This window comes from Streptomyces sp. NBC_01017 (genome assembly GCF_045162795.1).
Classification (GTDB): Bacteria; Actinomycetota; Actinomycetes; order Streptomycetales; family Streptomycetaceae; genus Streptomyces; species Streptomyces machairae.
Genome location: NZ_CP108683.1, coordinates 5704302 through 5726354, shown reverse-complemented (window position 1 = coordinate 5726354; position 22053 = coordinate 5704302). Strand labels below are relative to the sequence as shown.

Here is a 22053-nt window from a genome sequence, read left to right as displayed (position 1 = left end):
CCGTCGTCAGACGGGGCCCTTCGTGCTGTTGATCTCCCGAGAGGCGCGAAGGTTACACTCACCGCCGGTAACACGGGGCCCTTTCGGCTCTTTCGACACGTTCGGCGCAGCAGACACAGTCAGAAACAGCAGCCACAGGGGAGGCCGCGATGGCGGTGAATTCGAAGAAGGTCGCCGTCTATGTGGTCGTGGTCTTCGCGCTCTACGTGATCATCACGGACCCGGCCAAGGCCGCCGACTACGTGCAGATAGGGTTCGAGGGCATATCGGACGCCGCCCAGGCCATCGGCGACTTCATGACGTGGATCGCCAACGGTGGCGACAGCTAGGTCCTGCCGCAGGGAGTACTCATGATCCGCCACCTGGTCCTCTTCAAGCTCAACGAGGGCGTCGAGCGCGACGACCCGCGGGTCGTGGAGGGCGTCGAGGCCTTCCGCTCGCTGGAGGGCAAGATCCCCGAGCTGCGGCACTGGGAGCTCGGCTGGAACTTCAGCGACCGCCCCATCGCCTACGACTTCGCCATCAACTCCGCCTTCGAGGACGCCGCCGCCCTGCGCACGTACGCGGAGCACCCCGAGCACCAGGCGGGCGTCACGCTGTGGCGGGAGTTCGCCACCTGGGTGATCGCCGACTACGAATTCTGAGCCACGGCCCCCCGGATCCTCCCGGAACCCCCGCAGCCCTCCGCCGGAACGGCGGGGGGCTTTCGCGTGTCTTGCGCAGCGTTCCATCCCCAACACGGGATTATGCGGTACTTGAACACAATGAACTGTCTTGTGATGCTATGACCGCTTTTGACGGATGAGTTGATGGATCACGAGGTGGAGTTGACCGTGCCGGCCAGTACTGCGCCTCAAGTCCCGACCCAGGAGGACACCCCCGCGTCCCCGCCGCCCCGCAGCCGCGGTGCCGACACCCGGGCGCTGACACAGGTGCTCTTCGGGGAGCTCAAGGACCTGAAGCCGGGCACGCCGGAGCACAACCGCGTGCGCGGGGCGCTCATCGAGGCCAACCTCCCGCTCGTGCGCTACGCGGCCGCCCGCTTCCGCTCCCGCAACGAGCCGATGGAGGACGTGATCCAGGTCGGCACGATCGGGCTCATCAACGCCATCGACCGCTTCGACCCGGAGCGGGGCGTGCAGTTCCCGACGTTCGCCATGCCGACCGTCGTCGGCGAGATCAAGCGGTACTTCCGGGACAACGTCCGCACGGTCCACGTACCGCGCCGGCTGCACGAGCTGTGGGTCCAGGTCAACAGCGCGACCGAGGACCTCACCACCAGCTTCGGGCGCACCCCCACCACCTCCGAGATCGCCGAGCGGCTGCGCATCACCGAGGACGAGGTGCTGTCCTGCATCGAGGCCGGACGCTCGTACCACGCCACCTCGCTGGAGGCCGCACAGGAGGGCGACGGGCTGCCCGGACTGCTGGACCGCCTCGGCTACGAGGACCCGGCCCTGGACGGCGTGGAGCACCGGGACCTGGTGCGGCACCTGCTGGTCCAACTCCCCGAACGCGAGCAGAGAATCCTTCTTCTGCGGTACTACAGCAACCTCACCCAATCGCAAATCAGTGCGGAACTCGGGGTCTCCCAGATGCACGTTTCGAGGCTACTCGCGCGTAGCTTCCAGCGACTGCGTTCGGCGAACCGGATCGACGCGTAACCGCAAGCAGGATCGAGTCGTAACCGTCGCGAGCGAATCGCCCACCAGGGCGGATCCCGACAGTTGTCCGTTGAAAAACCGTCAGACCCCGTTTATCCAGGGCGGATTCAAGTCTCACATGTCGACATGTCACTACAGCGTGTTGCCGACATGTGACATTCTTCGGGAAGCGCGTTTGCCGTGGCTTCGGCTCCGGTATTCAGGTGAAGGCTGGCGTTCCTCGTTCGGAGCGTTCGTCACGACCGTCCCGCGACCCAAAGGGGGTGGCATGTCCGCAGACCAGGGCAGCTCGAAGGTGCTCACGCTCACAAAGAGCGAGTCCGCGCCCGACGCCGTTCTCGACGACGTCACGGCTCTGGAGGCCGTCCCGGCCCAGGCCCTCCCGGCAACCGATGTCCCGGCCGTCCCGGCCATCCCGGCCTCGGGTGACATCGACACCCGCACCCTGTCCCGCTCCCTGTTCCTGCGGCTCGCCGCACTGGACGAGCACAGCCCCGAACGCGCGTACGTCCGGGACACGCTGATCGAACTCAACCTCCCGCTGGTGCGCTACGCGGCCGCCCGCTTCCGCTCGCGCAACGAGCCGATGGAGGACATCGTCCAGGTCGGCACCATCGGCCTGATCAAGGCGATCGACCGCTTCGACTGCGAACGCGGCGTGGAGTTCCCGACGTTCGCGATGCCGACGGTGGTCGGCGAGATCAAGCGGTTCTTCCGCGACACCTCGTGGTCGGTGCGCGTGCCGCGCCGGCTCCAGGAGCTGCGCCTCGCCCTCACCAAGGCCAGCGACGAGCTCTCCCAGAAGCTGGACCGCTCCCCGACGGTGACCGAACTCGCCGCCGTGCTGGGCGTGTCCGAGGAGGACGTCGTCGACGGCCTCGCGGTCGGCAACGCGTACACCGCCTCCTCGCTGGACTCCCCGGCCCCGGAGGACGACGGCGGCGAGGGCTCCCTGGCCGACCGGCTCGGGTACGAGGACACCGCCCTTGAGGGCGTCGAGTACCGCGAGTCCCTCAAGCCGCTGCTGGCCAAACTCCCGCCCCGAGAGCGCCGGATCATCATGCTCCGCTTCTTCGCGAACATGACCCAGTCGCAGATCGGCGAGGAGGTCGGCATCTCCCAGATGCACGTCTCCCGGCTGCTGACCCGGACCCTGGCGCAGCTGCGCGAAGGCCTCATCTCCGACTGACCCCCGCTCCCCCCCTTCATATTTGACGGAGCGTCAGCCACCATGGCCCGATGCTTCGCCGGATATGGACGACCTCGACACCTGGCCGTCGGCGCACCGTGATCGGTGCTTCGGCGGCCGTCGTCTGCCTGGGCGGGGCGCCGGCCGCGTGCGGGGACGGCGGAGGCGGTGACGGGTATGTCGCGACGGGCGCGGCGGGCGGGCCGCCCCGCATCTCCGGTACGGCTGCCGTGCCGACGGGCGAGGTGACGCTGGTGCCGCTCGACGGGCCGAAGGGCGGCGAGGGTGGCGAGGGTGGCGACAACAGCGGTGGCAGCGGCGAGAGTGGCCGTAACTCCCCTGGCCAGGGCGGGAGTCAGGAGCCGACACCCGCTCTGGAAGCAGAGCGCGAAGGGACGGCGAGTCCCGGCAGTCCCCCGGGCGAATCCCCCGGCCGCGCGGTCACGCCGGCCGACCCGGCCGCCCCGCCCGGCAGTTCACCCGCACCCTCGACGCCCGCGACCACTCCCTCGCCCGCGAAGCTGACCGTGAGCGACCCCGTACGGGAGCCCGCTGACAAGCGCTGGTGCGAGAAGGTGACGCTCGACTTCCGCAACTCGGGCGGCACGGCCGTGCGTTCGGGCACCGTCACCTTCGGCACCCACATCATCGGCGCGCTCGGCATCGACTGGGCGACGATCGAGTCGTCGGAGGAACTCCCGGCGCCGATCAAGGCCGGCGCGCGCAAGGAGAAGAGCTGGACGGTGTGCGTCGAGTCCTGGCGGGTGCCGCTCGGCATGCACGTCGAGACGCAGGACGTCTCCGTCCAGTGGAACTAGGCCTGTCGCAGGGGCCGTAGGTCTACTTGAGTGCCAGCCAGGCGACCGCCGCGACGATCACCACGGCGGCGATCACGCCGACGATCAGGCCGATGCGGGGACCGCTCGAAGCCGCCTGCTGCCGACCGCCCTGCGGGCCCTCGTCGACGAACGCGCGGAACATCTGGGTGTTGCCTGCGGGGTCGTGGTTGCCCTGGGGGCCCTGGGTGTTAGCCATGGCCTGAGACCCTAGCGAATCCGCGCGTTCGGCCCAAGTGGGGGCTCCTGCCCTGCACAGGGGGTCACAGGACCCACGCGACCTGCACATTTACGGTCGCAATACTTGCCTTTGCCAAGTTTTTGCGGCCCGGCCACCCCGTTTGTTTGCCTGTAGCAACCAATTGCTTCTATGGTTGCCCTAAGCAACAAACGACGGAGGTGTGATGGCCGAGCAGGCGCAGTACGAGGAGCTGGTCCGTCAGTTCAGCGCCTTCGGCGCCGTGAAGCGGGAGATGGGGCGGGTCCTGCCAACCGACTGTCCCGCCGGTTCCGCCGCCGTCCTGACCTTGCTGAACCGCCACGGCGACATGCGCATGAGCAAGCTCGCGGAGTTGCTGGCCGTGGACATGTCGGTCACCAGTCGCCATGTCGCCCACATCGTGGAGCGCGGCTGGATCGAACGGTCCGCCGACCCGGCGGACAAGCGCTCACGCATCCTGCGCCTGACGCCCGAGGGCCTGGCACAGGTGGACCGGCTTTCGCGGTGCACCACGCAGATGCTCGCCGAGCGCCTGAGCGACTGGACCGATGACGAGGTCGCCCAGCTCACCCGGCTCATGGCGCGGCTGAGGTCGTCCTTCGACGAGTCCCCCCGTACACCCGCGATCACCCAGTAGGAAAAGGAATTTCATGGCAACGACCACACCAGCCGGTGTGCGGGCGCACGCCAAGCACTCAGCAGGTGCCTCCGCCGACGGCGCCCCGATGTCGCACCGGCAGATCATGGAGGCACTGACCGGGCTGCTGCTCGGCATGTTCGTCGCGATCCTGTCGTCGACGATCGTCTCCAACGCCCTGCCCGACATCATCAAGGACCTCGGCGGCGGCCAGAGCGCCTACACCTGGGTGGTCACCGCGTCGCTGCTGGCGATGACCGCGTCCACCCCGCTGTGGGGCAAGCTCGCCGACCTCTTCTCCAAGAAGCTCCTCATACAGCTGGCCCTCGTGATCTTCGTGGCCGGCTCCGCGCTGGCCGGTCTGTCGCAGAACCCGGCCATGCTCATCACGTTCCGCGCGGTGCAGGGCATCGGCATGGGCGGTCTGTCCTCGCTGGCCCAGATCATCCTGGCCGCGATGATCTCCCCGCGTGAGCGCGGCCGGTACAACGGCTACCTCGGCGCCACCTTCGCGACCGCGATGGTCGGCGGCCCGCTGATCGGCGGTGTCATCACCGACACCGACTGGCTCGGCTGGCGCTGGTGCTTCTACGTCGGCGTGCCCTTCGCAGTCGTCGCCCTGATCGTGCTGCAGCGCACCCTGCACCTCCCGGTCGTCCGCCGGAAGGTCAAGGTCGACTGGGCCGGCGCCTTCTTCATCACCGCCGCGGTCTGCCTGCTGCTGGTCTGGGTGACCTTCGCCGGCGACAAGTACGACTGGCTGTCCTGGCAGACCTACGCGATGACCGGCGGCTCGCTCGCGCTGCTGCTGATCTTCGTCTTCGTCGAGTCCAGGGCGAGCGAGCCGATCGTCCCGCTGCGCCTGTTCCGCAACCGCACCATCACGCTCGCCTCGCTGGCGTCCCTCTTCGTCGGCATCGCGATGTTCGCGGGCACGATCTTCTTCAGCCAGTACTTCCAGCTGGCCCGCAACGAGTCGCCGACCATGTCCGGTGTCCTGACGATCCCGATGATCGTCGGCCTGTTCGTCTCGTCGACCGTCTCCGGCCAGGTCATCACCCGCACCGGCCGCTGGAAGGCGTGGCTGCTCGCCGGCGGTGTGCTGGTGACGGCGGGCCTCGGGCTGCTGGGCACGATCCGCTACGACACCGAGTACTGGCACGTCGCGATCTTCATGGCCCTGCTGGGTCTCGGCGTCGGCATGATGATGCAGAACCTGGTCCTGGCGACCCAGAACCAGGTGGCCCCGAGCGACCTGGGCGTCGCCAGCTCGGTCGTGAACTTCTTCCGCTCCCTCGGCGGCGCCATGGGCGTCTCGGCCCTCGGCGCGGTCCTCAGCCACCGCATCACCCACTACGCCGAGGAGGGCATGACCAAGCTCGGCGTCCAGGGCGGCTCGTCCGGCCACGGCGAGATCCCCGACCTCGACGCGCTGCCCGGACCGGTGCGCACGGTCATCGAGAGCGCGTACGGCCACGGCGTCGCTGACGTCTTCCTGTACGCCGCGCCGATCGCCTTCCTCGCCCTCCTGTTCGCCCTGTTCATCAAGGAGGTCCCGTTGAAGACCAAGGGCGCCCTGGCCCAGGCAGCCGAGGGCACCGAGCCCGCGACGCCGGAGCCCGCCGAGGCCGCCGCGCCGGCCCCTGCGCAGGAGCGGGTGCCGAGCTGGGCCGCCGCCTCCTCCGCCTCCTCGGACACGGAGGCCGCTCCCGACGGCACCCAGAAGCTCGCCGCCGTCGCCACGGTGGCGCATGCCGAGGAGACCGGCGGTGCGTCGTCCGGCGGCGTCCCGGTCCGCGGCTTCGTGCGGGGCGCGGAGAGCGCGCCGGTGCCGCAGGCCGCCGTCACGCTGATCTCCCTGGCCGGGCGCCAGCTGGGCCGCTCGGTGGCACAGGGCGACGGCTCGTACGCGGTCGACGCGCCCGGCGCGGGCTCGTACGTCCTGATCGCCTCCGCCGACGGCTTCCAGCCGCAGGCCTCCACGATCGTCGTGGGCGGCGACGACCCGGTGGCGTACGACATCCTGCTCAGCGGCACCAGCGGCCTGACCGGTGTGGTCCGGGCCGCGGGGAGCGCGCTGGCCGTCAAGGACGCGATGGTGATCGTCACCGACGTGCGCGGCGATCTGCTGGCCACGGCGGCCACCGGCGAGCAGGGCGAGTTCAGCTTCGCCGAGCTGGTCCCGGGTGCCGTGACCGTCGCGGTGAACGCCGCCGGATACCGGCCGCGCGCCCTGCCCGTCGAGATCGGCGGCACCGGGGTCACCCGGGTCGAGGTCGACCTGGAGGCAGGTGCCCAGGTCCAGGGCGTCGTACGGGCGCCGCACGGCCCGCTGGCCGACGCGCGCGTCACGCTGGTGGACGCCGCGGGCAACGTCGTGGGCAGTGCCACCACCGGGCCGGACGGGGCGTACGCCTTCACCGACCTGGACGGCGGCGAGTACACGGTCATCGCGACGGGCTACCCGCCGGTGGCGACGGCCCTGACGGTCACCGGCCGCGGAGCCGACGACCACGACATCGAACTCGCCCACCCCGGCGAGTAGTCGAATGGCCCGGTCGCCAATCTCCCGTCGTCCGCCCGAAGGGCGGGCCGTGCGGCGTCTGGTGCGTGCAGCTGCAAGGCGGAGGAGGGCGTCGACGCATGCGTCGGCAACCGACGACAACGCGGCAGATGCGCGTGCCAGACGCCGCACGGCAGGCGGGAGATTGGCGACCGGGCCATGCCCCGGCCCGTGGCGGGCGGCGCGCTCTGAGCGGAGGTGCGCCGCCGCCGCGGGCCGGATTCTTTTGGGACTTTTCTGAGGGAGTACGTGAGATGGGACTGACCGCGAGGATCCGTACCCGGGACGGTTGGGCCGTGTCGCACGCGGTCGTGACGGTGACAGACATGACCGGAACGCAGGTGCTGCGGGTGGAGGCGGACGCGGAGGGGGCCGTACGGGACGCGAATCCGCTGCCTGCGGGGGCGTACACCGTCATCGTCACCGCCGTCGGGTACGCCCCCGCCGCCGCGAGCGCGATCGTCACCGCGAGCGGCCGGGCCGAGGTCGGCACGGTGACGCTGGCCCGGCAGGGCGGCACGGAACTGCCGCCGCCCGGGCCGTGGACGGTCGACCCGGCCCACTCCAGCGTGGCCGCCGTCGCCCAGCACCTAGGGATCTCCAGCGTGCACGGGCGGTTCACGGAGTTCGGGGGCTCGATCGAGATCGCGCCGGACGATGTGGCCAAGTCGCGGGTCGAGGCGGTGATCCGGGCCGACTCGATCGACACGGGGAACGGCATGCGGGACGGGCATCTGAAGTCGCCGGACTTCCTGGATGTGGAGAAGTTCCCCGAGATCACGTATCGCTCGACGGGAGTCACGGCTGCCGCGGGCACCGACCGCTGGACGGTGCACGGCGAGCTGACCATGCACGGTGTCGTACGGCCGGTGGACCTGGACCTCGCCTACCTCGGCACGGGCGCCGACCCCTGGGGCGGCACACGGGCGGCGTTCCGGGCGACGACCGAACTGCACCGGGACGACTTCGCCATGAACTACAACCAGGTCGTCCAGGCGGGGATCGCGGCCATCGGTACGACGCTCAGGGTCGAGCTGGACATCCAGGCGGTCCAGGGGGAATCCCTGCCGCAAGGGTAGGCACGCCAGGGTCAGGCCGAGAGGGCCGGCCGGCCCCTAGGCTGACCCCATGGCACCGAACATCGCGACCAACACGCGCGTTTCGCTCGAAGAGCTGCTCGACTTCGTACGGCCCCGTCACCGCGCCATCCTGCTGACCCGGCGGGCCGACGGCAGCGCGCAGGCCTCGCCGCTGACCTGCGGGGTGGACGACTCGGGGCGGATCGTCGTGTCCACGTACCCCGAGCGGGCCAAGACCCGCAACGCCAAGCGGGACCAGCGGGTCAGCCTGCTCGTGCTGAGCGACGACTGGAACGGGCCGTGGGTGCAGATCGACGGTTCCGCCGAGGTCATCGACTCGCCGGAGTCGGTGGAGCCGCTCGTCGAGTACTACCGCAACATCGCCGGGGAGCACCCGGACTGGGACGAGTACCGGGCGGCGATGCTGAAGCAGGGGAAGTCGATCATTCGGGTCACGCCGGAGAAGTGGGGGCCGGTGGCGACGGGCGGGTTTCCTGCGCGGCTCGTTGAGGGCGGCGCCTAAGGGGTGGGGCGCTGAGGGGTAGGGGGCTGAGGGGAGCTTCGCGCCACCATGGCCTCGATGCCTGCCACCAGTAGGTCCAGGGCGAAGCCGAAGTCCCTCTCCCACATCTCCTGCACCGTGTCGCCGCCCCGCGCCTCCATGAGTTCCGCGGACTCCTGGACGATGTCGGCGGCCTCCGGGGCCTGGGTGACCGTGCTCATGGCGTGCTGGAAGTAGTCGTCGGGGGTCATGCCGAACGCCGCGCTGCGGGCGATGAAATGGCCCTCGATCGTGCCGAAGCCGTACACGAACTGGAAGACGGCGGAGATGGCCGCGACCAGGCCGTGTGCCGGGAGGCCGGTCTTGCGGATGATCCGCTGGACCTGACGGGAGAAGGCGAGGCTGTTGGGGCCGATGTTGACGTACGTGCCGATCAGCGGCGACAGCCACGGGTGCCGGACCAGCAGGCCGCGGTACTCGCCGGCCAGCGCGCGCAGTTGGTCGCGCCAGTCCTCGTCGGTCTCCGGGTCGGGCAGGGTCAGCTCGCCGAACGCGGCGTCCAGGGCGAGTTCGAGGAGGTCGTCCTTGGTGTCGACGTACCAGTACACGGACATCGCGGTCACGTTCAGCTCGGCGGCCAGGCGTCGCATGGAGAACTTGGCCAGCCCGTCCGCGTCCAGCAGCCGTATGGTCACCTCGGTGATCCGGTCCCGGTCGAGGCCGGAGGGCTGCCCGCCGCCCCGTCCGCCACGACGTTCCTTGCCCTCAAGCCAGACGCTGGTCCGTGCGGACTGCCCGGCTGCCCTCACCATGGCGCACCTTCCTCGACTCCGTCACTGATCAAGATGCTAGGCGGCAACGCCCCCGTAGGGGCGCGGGGCTGTGTCGATGTGCGGCTCCGCCGCGTGGGCGCGATCAGCCACAACGAACCCGCAGTCGTCCCACAGCCCCTGTGTCCCGAGCTCTCAGGCGAACTCTGCCCGCTCAGCACGCCGAAGCAACGCCCACGCGACCAACCCCCCGAGCAGCACAGCCGACGCCCCCACCAACAGGCTGCTCTCCAGCCCGGACGAGAACGCGTCCAGAATCCGCCCCTTCTCGGCCTCGCCGTCCGCCATGGACAGCGCCGCCGGCAGGGACGTCGCCGCCACCGGAATCAGAGCCGCGAACCGCGAGTTGAGCAGCGCCCCCAGCACGGCGACCCCGAGCCCGGTGCCGAACTCCGCCACCGTCCCGTTGATCCCGCCGCCGACCCCGGCCTTCTCCGGCGGAATCGCGCTCATGATGGCGTGTGACATCGCCGGACTGGCGACCGCGGCACCGGTGCCGATGAGTACCAGCCCCAGCAGCGTGCCGGCGTAACCGCCGGAGGCCATCGTGGCGATGGAGGCCAGGCCGGCCGCCATGACCGCCATGCCGAGCCCGATGGCGAGCGGGTTCCCCAGTCGGGCCGACCACTTCGCCGCCACGCCGGTGAAGTTCAGCGCCACGATCATCAGGGCCAGCGGGGCCGTCCGCAGCCCGGCCTCCAGAGGCTCGTAGCCGAGCACGAACTGCATGTGCTGGGTGAGCAGGAAGAGCGACCCGCCCATGCCGAACGTGATGAGGATTCCGCCCGAGACCGCCCCTGTGAACTGCCGGTTCCGGAAGAAGTGCATGTCGATCATGGGGTACGGGATCCGGCTCTCCCAGTACGCGAAGGCGACCAGCACGACGACGGCCACGGCCGCCGTCACCAGGACGCGGCCCGACGCCCAGCCGTGTTCGGGCCCGGAGATGATCGCGAACACCAGGGAGGCCATGCCGATCGTGGAGAGCACGGCACCCACCAGGTCGGGGCGGTCTCCCTGCGGGTTCTTCGACTCCGGGACCAGCACCACGACGGCCACCAGGGCGAGCACCGCCACCGGGATGTTGATCAGGAAGATCGCGCCCCACCAGAAGTGGTTCAGCATGAAGCCGCCGAGCAGCGGACCCGCCGCGAAGCCCAGCGAGTTCACCGCGGCCCAGATGCCGATCGCCTTCGGCTGCTCCTCCGGCGTGAAGATCTGTATGGCCACGGCCAGGACGGTGGTCATCAGCAGGGCGCCGCCGACGCCCATCCCGGCGCGGGCCGCGATCAGCTGGCCCGTGGAGTCGGCGAGGCCGGCCACGAGCGAGCCGACGCCGAACAGGGCCAGGCCCGCGGCCAGCATCTTCTTGCGGCCGTAGCGGTCGGCGGCGCTGCCTGCCGTCAGCAGCAGACCCGACTGCACGAGCGAGTAGGCGTTGATCATCCACTGGATGTCGGAGGTGGCCGCGCCCAGCTCGCGGGTGAGCGAGGGGATGGCCACGTTCAGGACGGTGTTGTCGAGCACCACGGTGAGCACCGCGACGCACAGGACACCGAGGATCAGCCATCGCTGCGGGTGGCCGCCCGGCGCCGCGGGCTGTGGCACGGCCGGGGCCTGTTCCTGGGGGGACGTCGTCATGCTGTACACCGTAGAACAGATCCCATACACCGTACAACGCGAATTTCCGCCGCCCCGGAAACGCCGGAAGGGCGTACGGCCTCGGCGGCCGTACGCCCTTCCTCTGCGAGAACCGTCAGCTGCCGGTCTGCTGCGTCAGGTCGTAGAACGTCGACGAGCCGGCCGTCACCTGCTTGAAGTTGGCCTCGACCCACTCGGTGATCTGCGAGGACGTGCCGCTGCTGCTGCCGCCCATGCCGCCGCCGGAGCCGCTGGCGATGAAGTAGTGGATCTTTCCTTCGGTCACGTACTTCTTGAACTCCGCCAGCGTCGGGGACGGGTCGGTGCCGTTGAAGCCGCCGATCGCCATGACCGGGTCGCCGGTGGAGAGCTGGTAGCTCGCGGCGTTCTGGGCGCCGATGGCCGCGGCCACCCAGGTGTAGTCGCTCGCGTTCTTCTCCAGCAGGTCCTTGGCCTCGTCGCTGACGCTGGCGCCGTTGAGCAGGCCGCCCACGCCGCCACCGCCGCCCATACGACCGCCTTCACCCATCTGGCCGCCGCCCTGCTGGTTCTGGCCCTGGGTGTTGCCATTGCCATTGCCGTTCGGCCGGCCCTGGCCCGGCATACCGCCGCCCGGGAAGACGTTGCCGTTCTGCTGGTTCTGGCCGCCCTGCTGGCCCTGCCCCTGCTGTCCCTGCTGGCCCTGCTGGTTCTGGCCGGGCATGCCGCCACCGCCGGGGCCGCCGCCCATGCCGCCACCGCCGGGGCCACCGCCACGGCCGCCCGAGACAGCGGGCCCCGCCGTGACGATCGAGCCGGTGTGGCCTTCGTTCACCGTGGTGAGGGTGTACGCCGTCGGACCGGCCAGCGCCGCGACGAGGCCCAACCCGACGACCCCCATGGTGAGTTGACGCCCGAGCTTCGAGGCGAAGATCAGGCCCAGCGCCGCGGCCAGACCGCCGACCAGCACGACCCACTTCAGCCAGGGCAGGTAGTCGGAGGAGCGGTTGAGCAGGACGTAGCCCCAGACCGCGGTGGCCGTCATCGTGGCGGCCAGGGTCAGCGACGCCCACGCCTTGTCGCGCTTCTCCCAGAGCAGCGCCGTGCCCATGCCGATCAGCGGGGCGATGTAGGGGGCGAGGGCCACCGTGTAGTACTCGTGGAAGATGCCCTGCATGTAGCTGAAGACCAGCACGGTCGTGATCAGCGCGCCGCCCCAGACCAGGAACGACCCGCGCGTCACCGACGTACGGCGTGCCATGGGGGTCCCCCCGCTTGAGCGAATTCGAGAGTGGGGGAGCGTGGCCACCAGGCCCGCGATCAGCAGGATCAGCGCGGCCGGGATCAGCCAGGAGATCTGGCCGCCGATGCTGGAGCCGAAGAGACGGTCCCAGCCGGTCTCGCCCCAGTTGCCGCCGCCGTTTCCGCCGCCACCGCCCCCGCCGACGCTGCCGGTCTCCTCGCCGTTGAGCCGGCCGAGGCCGTTGTAACCGAAGGTCAGCTCAAGGAAGGAGTTGTTCTGCGAGCCGCCGATGTAGGGGCGGGAGGAGGCGGGCCACAGTTCGACGATCGCGACCCACCAGCCGCCGGAGACGACGATCGCGACCAGGCCGGCGGCGAGCTGACCGATCCGCTTCTTCACCGACACCGGCGCGCAGACCGCGTACACGAGCGCGAGCGGCGGCAGGATCAGGAAGGCCTGCAGGGTCTTGGCGAGGAACGCGAAACCGATCGCGACGCCCGCCCACACCAGCCACCTGGTACGGCCGTCCTCCAGGCCCCGGATGACGAAGTAGCAGGCCACGGCCATCAGCAGGGCCAGCATCGCGTCCGGGTTGTTGAACCGGAACATCAGCGCCGCGACGGGTGTGAGCGCCAGCACGGCGCCCGAGATCAGGCCGGCCGCGGGGCTGAAGCGGCGGCGCACGGCCGCGTACACCACGGCCACGGTGCCGACGCCCATCAGGACCTCGGGGAGCAGGATCGCCCAGGAGTGGAGGCCGAAGAGGCGGACCGACAGGGCCATCGGCCACAGGGAGGCCGGGGGCTTGTCGACGGTGATGGCGTTGGCCGCGTCCAGCGAGCCGAAGAAGAACGCCTTCCAGGACTGGCTGCCGGCCTGGACGGCCGCCGAGTAGAAGGAGTTGGCGTAGCCGGAGGCACTCAGGTTGCAGAGGTAGAGGACGAGGGTGGCGAGGAGGAGGCCCAGGAAGGCCGGGCGGGCCCAGCGCGGGTCCTCGGGACGCCCGCGCCACAGCCGTCGCACGAAGGGCTGCTCGGGTTCACCGGCCCCGGGCGCCGGTGCGGCGGACGGGGGCGGCGGGGGAGGGCCCCAGGTGGCGGGGTCCGCGTCTCTGCCGTGGTCGTAGGTCTGCTGGTCGTAGTGAACGGTCATCGCAGGTCCCTGGAGTCGGTGTCGTGCGGGCGCACCGGCTGCAACCGCATGGTGGCGTCCCGCCCGTTGCCGTCCGCGGCTTCACCGGCGCGGAACTGAGTGGTGTCGAACGGGTGGTGGGGAGCGCTCCGGGTGACCGGGCGCTGCGGGAGCGGGCCGTGGTGGCCGGGCTGCGCCATGGAGCCGGCGCCCACCGTGGAGTAGGCCGGGGAGGACGGGGTGTGGACCGGGGTGTACGGGGCGCCCACCGTCGCGTCGGCGTCGCGTCGGTCCGGGAACACCCACGCCCTGAAGAGCAGGAAGCGCAGCACGGTCGCCGCGAGGTTGGCGGCGATCAGGACGGCGAGTTCGGTCGAGTGGCCGGGGTCGCTGCTGGCCGCGTTCAGGGCGGCCAGCGAACCGCTGGTCAGGGCGAGTCCGATCCCGAAGACGACCAGGCCCTGCGCCTGGTGCCGGACGGCACCGCCCCGGCCGCGCACCCCGAAGGTGAGGCGCCGGTTGGCCGCCGTGTTGGCGATCGCGGAGACCAGCAGGGCGAGCGCGTTGGCGATCTGCGAGCCGGTGAAGACGCGGAAGCCGCTGTAGAGGAGGAGGTAGAAGAGGGTGGACAGGCCGCCGACGACACAGAAGCCGACGAGCTGACGGGCCAGGCCCCTGGGTACGTCCTTGATCTCGCGGTCGCGCGGGTCGTCGCCGAAGGGACGGGTGAGCCGGTCCAGCGACAGCGAGCCGGTCGCCAGGGCCCTGCCCACCCGCCACACGCCCTTGAGGTCGTCGGTCGCCGTCCTCACGATGTGCACCGTCGAGTTGGGGTCGTCGACCCAGTCGACCGGCACCTCGTGGATCCGCAGGCCCGCGCGCTCGGCGAGCACCAGCATCTCGGTGTCGAAGAACCAGCCGGTGTCCTCGATCAGCGGCAGCAGCACCTGGGCGACATCGCGGCGTATCGCCTTGAAGCCGCACTGCGCGTCCGAGAAGCGGGCCTGGAGCGAGCCGCGCAGGATGAGGTTGTACGTGCGGCTGATGAGCTCCCGCTTGGCGCCGCGCACCACGCGCGAGCTCCGGCTGAGCCGGGAGCCGATCGCCAGATCCGAGTGACCGGAGATCAGCGGCGCCACCAGTGGCAGCAGGGCGTTGAGGTCGGTGGACAGGTCCACGTCCATGTAGGCGAGGATCGGGGCGTCCGAGGCGGACCAGACGGTCCGCAGCGCCCGGCCGCGGCCCTTCTGCTCCAGCCGGAAGGCCTTGACCTCCGGGATCTCCGCCTCCAGCCGCCGGGACACCTGGGGGGTGGTGTCCGTCGACGCGTTGTCCGCGATCGTGATGCGGAACGCGTACGGAAACGTGCGCTTGAGGTGGTCATGCAGTCTCAGCACACACGGCTGGAGGTCCTTCTCCTCGTTGTAGACGGGAATCACTACGTCCAGGACAGGCGTACCGGCGTCGCCGGCCGGGAGGTGCTCCCGCGCCGGCAGGGTGCCGGGAGAAGAGTCGGTTCGCATGACACCGACTTTTGTCAGGCGCCCTGTTCCGCCCATGTGGTGGCACTGTGCTGTGCCTGTGAGTGCTGTTGCCAGCTCATTTCGGGGCTCGGCGGCGTGCGGAGCGCGGGCAGATGCACCGTGAAGACGGTGCGCCCGGGCACGCTGTCGACGGTCACGGCGCCGCCGTGCGCGGTCGCCACGGCCTGCACGATCGCGAGGCCCAGGCCCGTCGAGCCGGTGGCACGGGAGCGCGCGGAGTCACCGCGCGCGAACCTCTCGAAGACGTGCGGGAGCAGATCGGCCGGGATGCCCTGGCCGTTGTCCTCGACGTCCACGCACAGCCACGGGCCGCGTCGCTGCACCCGGGCGCTGACGGTCGTACCCGGTGGGGTGTGGTTGCGGGCGTTGCCGAGCAGGTTGACGAGGACCTGTTGCAGACGGGCCGCGTCCGCCGACACGAGCGCGGGCTCGTCGGGCAGGTCGAGGCGCCAGTTGTGGTCCATGCCGGCCGCGCGGGCGTCGCTGATGGTGTCCACGACGAGCGGGATGAGGTCGGTCTGCTCGAACTGCAGGGGCCGTCCGGCGTCCAGCCGCGCGAGCAGGAGGAGATCCTCGACGAGGAAGGTCATGCGCCCGGCCTCGGACTCGATACGGCCGAGCGCGTGCCGGGTGTCGGGGCCGACCTCCTCTCTGCCGCGTCTGGTCAGCTCGGCGTACCCGCGGATGGAGGCGAGCGGCGTCCTCAGCTCATGGCTGGCGTCGGCCACGAACTGCCGCACCCGCATCTCGCTCTGCTGGCGGGAGTGCAGGGCGGCGTGGACGTGGTCCAGCATCCGGTTGAGCGCGGCGCCGACCTGGCCGACCTCGGTGTGCGGGTCGGTCTCGGTCTCGGGGACGCGTTCGCTGAGGTTGACCTCGCCGGTGTGGAGGGGGAGTTCGGAGACTCGGGTGGCCGTGACGGCGACCCTGCGCAGGGGGCGGGTGGCCACGCCGACGATGACGGTGCCGGCGATACCGGCGGCGACCAGGGCGGCGGCGGTGACGCTGGCTTCGATGAGGATGAGGGTGTTGAGGGTGTTGTCGACGTCGGTGGTCGGGATGGCGACGTAGAAGGTGCCGTTGGGGCCGGTGGCGTACTGGACGCGGTATTCGCCGTAGCCGGGGATGTCGACGGTGTGCTTCTTGGTGTCCTGGGCAACGGAGCCGACCGCCTGCGTCGCGGCCTCGCTGAGCGACTCGGGCTTCATCTGGGGGACGCCGTTGTCGTCGGTGGTCTTCTTGCCGATCTGGGCTTCGGTGACGGAGCCGTTCTGGACCTTCGCCGCGATGGTGCCGCTCGGCTGTGGCCCCTTGGCGACGAAGTCCTTGAGAACGACCGCCTTGGGTTTCCTCCCCTGGTCGGGCGCCTCGGTGTCCTTGGGCTGGTCCGGAGGCCTGAACGAGCCCGATGCCCGAGCCGCGACCTCGTTGAGCTGACCGTCGAGCTGTTCGTACAGGTGCGAGCGCAGGGCGAGCGTCGTCACGGTGCCGATCACCGCACACACCACGGCGATCAGCACCACCGACGCGACGACGAGCCGCGTCCGCAGGGTGCGCGGCTGACCCGCCCGTCTCTTCTGCGTACGCGGTCGTCGTCGCCCGCTCATGACACCGCGGGCTTGATCAGATAGCCGGCGCCGCGCCGGGTGTGGATCATCGGCTCCCGGCCGGCGTCGATCTTCCGGCGCAGGTAGGAGATGTACAGCTCGACGACGTTGGCCTGCCCGCCGAAGTCGTACGACCAGACCCGGTCGAGTATCTGCGCCTTGCTGAGCACGCGCCGCGGATTGCGCATGAGGAACCGCAGCAGCTCGAACTCGGTGGCGGTGAGGTGGATGTTCTCCCCGGCCCGCGACACCTCGTGGCTGTCCTCGTCGAGGGTGAGGTCCCCGACGACCAGCACGGAGTCGGAGCGCCGGTCGGCGGCGCCGGAACGCCGGATGAGTCCGCGAAGCCGGGCCACGACCTCCTCCAGGCTGAACGGCTTGGTGACGTAGTCGTCACCACCGGCGGTGAGCCCGGCGATACGGTCCTCCACGGCGTCCTTGGCCGTCAGGAACAGCACCGGCACGTCCGGCAGCTCGCGCCGCAGCCGGCCGAGAACGGTCAGCCCGTCCATGTCCGGCAGCATCATGTCCAGGACGACGGCGTCGGGCCGGAAGTCACGCGCGGTCTGGATGGCACCGGTGCCATCCCCCGCACTCCGGATCTGCCAGCCCTCGTAACGCAGGGCCATGGACAGAAGTTCGGTGATCGACATCTCGTCGTCCACCACAAGCACTCGGACGGGGCTCCCGTCCGGCCTCAGCAGTTCGGTGCGCCCCTGGGGCGAGGTCGTGGTCATGGTGGACACCTAATCGGCGTCCTCTAAGAACACGCTTTCTACAGCCTGTGAGTTTCCTAAGAAACGCACAGGAGGCTCTCAGGCAGTGCCTGGGAACTCCTTGGGGACCCCCGCTCACCAGCTCTCCCGCGCGCGGCGGTCGTGGTGCCCGCCCCCTGCCGGCGCGGCCCGCCGTCAGAACAACCCGTCCTGCACGCTCGCCTCCCGCTCCCTGAACTCCCGTACCGGCATGGTCAGTTCGCCGCCCTCTCCCTCACCGGCCGTCGGCACCAGCTCCCACCCCGTCATCAACCGTGTGTCGACCACGACCACCCCGCCGCCCGTCTCCACATGCAGATCCGGCCCCGCAGCCGCCACCAGCCGCCCGCTCACCGCCCCGCCCGCGACCAGCTCGGTCACCACCCCGACGGCGGCCGGCAGATCCGCGAGTCCGAACACCCCCACATGGTCGACCGGTTGGCAGGGCTCGCGGATGAGTGACTCCGGCCAGGCGGGAAGGGCAACGGCCCGGGCGTGCAGGTCCGCCACCTCGGCAGCCCGCTCCGCCGCCGACGCCGGCAGCGCGGACCGCACCGCCCGCTTGTCGGCGTACGGAATCCGGTCCGGCACCCGCAGGGCCGCCCGCAGCAGTTCCTCCGTGCGCCGTGCCGCCATCAGCGGGCCCGCGCCCAGCCAGCTGAAGCAGACCGCCCCCTGTTCCAGCAGCCGGGCCGGGCCTCGCTCAAGGGCGGTGATGCCGACCTTGGTCATCCCGGGGCCGAACCAAGCCAGATATACGTGGTACGGGCGTGGGTCGTCCGCGATCGTGTCCGCGGCCACCGAGTGCGCCCGGTCCAGCCGCGCGCACTCCTCGCACCGCGCCCCCGTGCTCCGCCCCGGCACGACCGCCGGCACCGGACACGCATGCCCCCGCGCTCCCACGCATGTCCGCACTCCCCCTTCCGCGACCCCGAAGGCCACCCGTTTCCCCCAGGTCAGCTCTGAGCGCCGACCACCGTCCCACGCCAGCTCAGGGCCGTCCGCCGACCAACGCAGCCCCTTGCATCTCCATGCCTGTGCCATCGCTCTTCGAGAGTAGAGGCAGCCACTGACAACGGCCGTCCAGCGGCCAATTGCCCCATCGCCCCATTGCCCCACCGGCCTCAGCGTGCTTCAACGTGCTTCAGCAACAGCGGGCTCCTGCTCGCCCGGGACAGCGACGGCCTCGGAAGTCGCCGCGAACGTACGCCGTTCCAGTGCCCGTCCGCGCCCCCGTCCCGCCAGCCGGCATCCCCAGCAGCCCGCATGCCCCTCCCGCGCGCTCAGGTCGCGTGTCCCCATCCGCCACTGGCCGCGCGGCCGTACGCCCGGAGGCTTGCCCCAGCCGGAGAGGTGCAGGGCCCAGGTGACGAGGACGCTCGCCGCCGTGATGCCGAGTCCGCCTGTGATCAGCACGGCCGAGACCGTGCATATCCCCGCCCCCACCACGGCGGAACCGAGCGTCGCGATCGCGGTTCCGGTCCATCCTGCGACCGTATGCCCCTCGTCATACTGGCTCATGTGCCTGCTCCCTCCTCGTAGGCAGCGAATCCCTCACGATGTAAGAAGTTTAGCGACTCAATCTCTCACGAGCTAAGGCAATTAGAAAAGATGCAAGCCAAGCCGCGTCCCGCCGCCACCCCGGCCCAGGCGCTGGAGGCGATGGACTCCCTCATCGCGGCCCACCTGCTCGGCCAGCAGGAGATGGCCCAGCGGCTGGGCCTGAACATCACCGACCTGCTCTGTTTCGGCTGCGTCCTGAAGGCCGGCGAGAACCTCCTCACGGCGGGCGACCTCGCGGAGCACGCCCACGTCACGACCGGCGCGATGACCGGCATCCTCAACCGGCTGGAACGCGCCGGCTTCGTCACCCGCCGCCCCGACCCGACCGACCGCCGCCGCGTCCGCGTGGCCGCCGTCCCGTCCGCGGTCACCCGCGTCGAGGCCCTCTACGGCCCCTACTACGGCCGCCTGACCGACCTCTTCGCCGACTACTCCGCCGACGAGATCGCCGTACTCACGGACTGGTTCACGCGGACAACGGGCCTCGCGCAGGGCTACATCGACGAACTCCGCGACCAGGACAAGGCCTGACGCCGACCCGGACCCTGGCTCTGCGCCGACCCGGACACCAGCCCTGATACCAGCCCTGACACCGGCCCTGACACCGGCCTCACTGCGGGCGACCTCGGCACTGCCCCCCTCGTATGGTGGAGCCTGCCCCACCTCCGGTCCGGTAGGTCACTCCATCGTCTGCGCGGGCGGACAACGGAATCGTTGACCTCGGCTGATCCCGGCTGAAACCCCACTGAGGCACCCCTGAAGGCGCGCCGGGATGAGCTGTGTCCCTCAGAGGAGCAGCCCGCCCGGAAGGAACCCGCCATGGAGGCGCAGCACCCGTCGATACCGAGCCCATCGAAGCCGGGCGTCTTCGCCTCCTTCGCCCGGTTCGTGGTGTGCGGCGGCGGTGTCGGGCTCCTAGCCGGTGCCGTCGTACCGCTGCTGGCCACGGCGATGGCCTGGCACTCGCGAACGCCCTGGTCACCGTCGCCTCCACCCTCCTGTGCACCGAGCTGCACGCCCTGTTCACCTTCGGCACCGGACGCCGACCGGACCTGCGCGAGCACCTCCGGTCGGCGGGTTCGGCCTTCGCCGCCTACGTCGTCACGACAGCGGCGATGCTCCTGCTCACGCGGTCCAGCCGTCTCCCCCGCTGCTCCGGGAGCAGGCCGTCCACCTCACCGCCTCCGGCCTGGCCGGCATCGGCCGGTTCCTGGTGCTACGGCTGTTCGTGTTCGCCGAGCGGAAGAAGGAGGCTGCGCCGTCCGCAACGGCCCCTGCCGAGACGCCCCTTGGCCGGACGGCCTCGGCTCAGTCCACTCGCATCCCGTCCAAGTACCCGGTGACCCGTTCCAGGGGCCACACCTCGCCGATCTTGTGCCGGATGTCGAAGAGGTTCGCCGCGTGGACGTCCGGGTCACGGTCGCCGACCGCCTCCTCGACGACGACCGGGACGAACCCGTGCTGCATGGCGTCCAGCGCGGAGGCACGCACGCAGCCGCTCGTCGTCAGTCCGCCGATGAGGAGGGTGTCGACGCGGTTCGCGGTGAGGTGCGCCGCCAGGGCCGTACCGAAGAAGGCGCTCGGGTACTGCTTGGTCACCGTCAACTCGTCGGCCACCGGAGCCAGTCCGTCGATGAAGTCGCCCTGCGGACTCCCCTCTGTGAACACCCGCAGTGTCGGCACCTTGCGGAAGAAGACGCCGCCGTCGCCGCCGTCGGGCCGGAACCGCACCCGCGTGACCACCACCCGGATCCCCGCCCCGCGCGCCGCCGCAAGCAGCGCCCTCATGGCCTCCACGGCCGGTTCGACCCCGGCGTACAGCGGGCAGTCGGGGTCCACGTAGGCCCGAGCGGGGTCCACCAGGAGCAGTGCCGGGGACCTGCCGGGGGCGAGGTGCCCGTCCAGGCCGGCCCGCGCGTAGTCCTCCTCCTGCGCCGCCGGTCCCGGCCGCCGTAAGCCGCTCATGCCTGCCGGCACTTCAGCAGCGGCTGGATGCGCGTGCCGAAGTCCTCGATGCCCGCCAGGAAGTCGTCGAAGACCAGCATGATCCCCTTGGTGCCGTCGACCTCGGCGATCTCGTCGAGCATCCCCGCGACGGTCTCGTACGACCCCACCAGCGTGCCCATGTTGAGGTTCACCGCGCCTTCGGGCAGCACGATGGTGCGGGCCGTCGAGGAGTCGTCGGCGGTGGTGTCGGAGGCGGATTCGCCCGCCATGTACGCGAGGGCCGCGCGGTCGGCGTGGTCGTGGTAGTCCTGCCACTTGGCCTGCGCGGCCTCGTCGGTCTCGTCCGCGATGACCATGAACAGGGACAGCGCCCCGACGTCCCGGCCCGTCCCGCGCGCTGCGTCCGCGAGCGTGGCGGTGGAGTCCGCGAACGCGAGCGGGGTGTTGACGCCGCTGCCGAGGATGAAGTTGTAGTCGGCGTGCTCGGCGGCGAACCGCATGCCGGTGCTGCTCTGGCCGGCGGCGACGATGTCGATGTGCCCGTTCGCCGGGCGCGGCGACAGCACGCAGTCGTCCATCTCGTAGAACTCGCCCTTGAAGTTGCTGACACCCTCGCGCCACAGCTCCTTCATCACGGTGACGTACTCGACGGCCCGGTCGTAGCGGTTGCCGAAGTGCTCGTCGCCGGGCCACAGGCCCATCTGGGAGTACTCGCCGGGCGCCCAGCCGGTGACGATGTTGACGCCGAAGCGGCCGGGGGCGATCGAGTCGACCGTCGTGGCCATGCGGGCGACGATCGCCGGGGGCAGGGCGAGGATCGGCGTGGAGGCGTACAGCTTGATCCGGTCCGTCACCGCGGCGAGGCCGGCCATCAGCGTGAACGACTCCAGGCAGTGGTCCCAGAACTCGGTGTCGCCGCCGAATCCCTTGAGCTTGATCATCGACAGCGCGAAGTCGAGGCCGTGCTCCTCGGCCTTCTGCACGATGGCCTTGTTCAGCTCGAAGCTGGGCAGGTACTGGGGGGAACTCTTCGATATGAGCCAGCCGTTGTTGCCGATGGGGATGAATACGCCGATGTCCATGCCGCTCCTCAGCGGTCGGGGTTGCTTCAACTCCACGGTAG

21 protein-coding genes and 1 pseudogene are annotated in these 22053 nt (G+C 70.4%); 11 read left to right on the top strand and 11 right to left on the bottom strand.

Annotated elements, in window-relative coordinates; all coding sequences use genetic code 11:
- Positions 1 to 149 precede the first annotated feature (149 nt).
- The 5 genes from OG331_RS26240 (at position 150) to OG331_RS26220 (ending at position 3671) form a co-directional block, all read left to right on the top strand.
- Positions 150 to 329: a hypothetical protein gene (locus OG331_RS26240; protein WP_328880638.1), complete on the top strand. Its 180-nt coding sequence runs from the start codon at positions 150 to 152 to the stop codon at positions 327 to 329.
- Between the two features lie 21 nt (positions 330 to 350).
- A complete protein-coding gene (locus OG331_RS26235) occupies positions 351 to 644 on the top strand; it encodes a Dabb family protein (RefSeq protein ID WP_328880637.1) in 294 nt (97 codons plus the stop codon).
- Between the two features lie 165 nt (positions 645 to 809).
- Entirely contained in the window at positions 810 to 1664 is an 855-nt protein-coding gene (locus OG331_RS26230; protein WP_406200463.1) for an RNA polymerase sigma factor SigF, read from the top strand.
- A gap of 268 nt (positions 1665 to 1932) precedes the next feature.
- On the top strand, positions 1933 to 2853 hold the full coding sequence (locus tag OG331_RS26225) for an RNA polymerase sigma factor SigF (protein ID WP_406200460.1): 921 nt from the start codon (positions 1933 to 1935) through the stop codon (positions 2851 to 2853).
- A 50-nt stretch (positions 2854 to 2903) separates the two neighbouring features.
- Positions 2904 to 3671: a hypothetical protein gene (locus OG331_RS26220; protein WP_406200457.1), complete on the top strand. Its 768-nt coding sequence runs from the start codon at positions 2904 to 2906 to the stop codon at positions 3669 to 3671.
- Positions 3672 to 3693: 22 nt separating this feature from the next.
- Here OG331_RS26220 and OG331_RS26215 read toward each other — a convergent pair whose 3' ends face one another.
- On the bottom strand, positions 3694 to 3888 hold the full coding sequence (locus OG331_RS26215) for a hypothetical protein (RefSeq protein WP_328880634.1): 195 nt from the start codon (positions 3886 to 3888) through the stop codon (positions 3694 to 3696).
- Between the two features lie 205 nt (positions 3889 to 4093).
- Between OG331_RS26215 and OG331_RS26210 the strand changes: the two genes are divergently transcribed.
- The 4 genes from OG331_RS26210 (at position 4094) to OG331_RS26195 (ending at position 8711) form a co-directional block, all read left to right on the top strand.
- Positions 4094 to 4546: a MarR family winged helix-turn-helix transcriptional regulator gene (locus OG331_RS26210; protein ID WP_406200454.1), complete on the top strand. Its 453-nt coding sequence runs from the start codon at positions 4094 to 4096 to the stop codon at positions 4544 to 4546.
- Positions 4547 to 4559: 13 nt separating this feature from the next.
- Positions 4560 to 7091, top strand: a complete 2532-nt coding sequence (locus OG331_RS26205; protein WP_406200452.1) for an MFS transporter — start codon at positions 4560 to 4562, stop codon at positions 7089 to 7091.
- Positions 7092 to 7363: 272 nt separating this feature from the next.
- Positions 7364 to 8188: a YceI family protein gene (locus OG331_RS26200; RefSeq protein ID WP_406200449.1), complete on the top strand. Its 825-nt coding sequence runs from the start codon at positions 7364 to 7366 to the stop codon at positions 8186 to 8188.
- A gap of 49 nt (positions 8189 to 8237) precedes the next feature.
- Positions 8238 to 8711 (top strand): PPOX class F420-dependent oxidoreductase, encoded by a 474-nt coding sequence (locus OG331_RS26195; RefSeq protein WP_328880630.1) that lies wholly within the window; start codon positions 8238 to 8240, stop codon positions 8709 to 8711.
- Here the strand turns inward: OG331_RS26195 and OG331_RS26190 are convergent.
- The 8 genes from OG331_RS26190 to OG331_RS26155 form a co-directional block, all read right to left on the bottom strand.
- Entirely contained in the window at positions 8708 to 9502 is a 795-nt protein-coding gene (locus OG331_RS26190) for a TetR/AcrR family transcriptional regulator (RefSeq protein ID WP_406200445.1), read from the bottom strand. The genes OG331_RS26195 and OG331_RS26190 overlap by 4 nt on opposite strands.
- 153 nt (positions 9503 to 9655) lie before the next feature.
- Positions 9656 to 11161, bottom strand: a complete 1506-nt coding sequence (locus OG331_RS26185) for an MFS transporter (RefSeq protein ID WP_406200442.1) — start codon at positions 11159 to 11161, stop codon at positions 9656 to 9658.
- 115 nt (positions 11162 to 11276) lie between these two features.
- The gene (locus OG331_RS26180; RefSeq protein ID WP_406200440.1) at positions 11277 to 13535 is read right to left on the bottom strand and encodes an ArnT family glycosyltransferase; all 2259 of its coding nucleotides are present in this window, start codon (positions 13533 to 13535) and stop codon (positions 11277 to 11279) included.
- Positions 13532 to 15037, bottom strand: a complete 1506-nt coding sequence (locus OG331_RS26175; RefSeq protein WP_406200438.1) for a glycosyltransferase — start codon at positions 15035 to 15037, stop codon at positions 13532 to 13534. Before OG331_RS26175 ends, OG331_RS26180 begins: the two co-directional genes overlap by 4 nt.
- 14 nt (positions 15038 to 15051) lie before the next feature.
- Complete coding sequence (locus tag OG331_RS26170) at positions 15052 to 16665, bottom strand: ATP-binding protein (protein ID WP_406200435.1); 1614 nt, start codon at positions 16663 to 16665, stop codon at positions 15052 to 15054.
- Complete coding sequence (locus OG331_RS26165) at positions 16662 to 17402, bottom strand: response regulator transcription factor (protein ID WP_406200432.1); 741 nt, start codon at positions 17400 to 17402, stop codon at positions 16662 to 16664. Before OG331_RS26165 ends, OG331_RS26170 begins: the two co-directional genes overlap by 4 nt.
- Positions 17403 to 17576: 174 nt before the next feature.
- Positions 17577 to 18464, bottom strand: coding sequence for a DUF2797 domain-containing protein (locus OG331_RS26160; protein ID WP_406200430.1), 888 nt, complete (start codon positions 18462 to 18464; stop codon positions 17577 to 17579).
- 90 nt (positions 18465 to 18554) lie between these two features.
- Entirely contained in the window at positions 18555 to 18941 is a 387-nt protein-coding gene (locus tag OG331_RS26155; RefSeq protein ID WP_406200428.1) for an HGxxPAAW family protein, read from the bottom strand.
- Between the two features lie 90 nt (positions 18942 to 19031).
- On the opposite strand from OG331_RS26155, the gene OG331_RS26150 reads away from it, so the two are divergent.
- Together OG331_RS26150 and OG331_RS26145 are read left to right on the top strand one after the other, a co-directional pair.
- Positions 19032 to 19514 (top strand): MarR family winged helix-turn-helix transcriptional regulator, encoded by a 483-nt coding sequence (locus OG331_RS26150; RefSeq protein WP_406200426.1) that lies wholly within the window; start codon positions 19032 to 19034, stop codon positions 19512 to 19514.
- Between the two features lie 288 nt (positions 19515 to 19802).
- Positions 19803 to 20259: pseudogene (locus OG331_RS26145) on the top strand (GtrA family protein); the annotation flags it as partial.
- Between the two features lie 32 nt (positions 20260 to 20291).
- Here OG331_RS26145 and OG331_RS26140 read toward each other — a convergent pair.
- Both OG331_RS26140 and rutA read right to left on the bottom strand, forming a co-directional pair.
- Entirely contained in the window at positions 20292 to 20948 is a 657-nt protein-coding gene (locus tag OG331_RS26140; protein WP_406200424.1) for an isochorismatase family protein, read from the bottom strand.
- Positions 20945 to 22012 carry a pyrimidine utilization protein A gene (gene rutA, locus OG331_RS26135; protein WP_406200421.1) on the bottom strand — a complete coding sequence of 356 codons (1068 nt, stop codon included), beginning with the start codon at positions 22010 to 22012 and terminating at the stop codon, positions 20945 to 20947. Before rutA ends, OG331_RS26140 begins: the two co-directional genes overlap by 4 nt.
- Positions 22013 to 22053 lie beyond the last annotated feature (41 nt).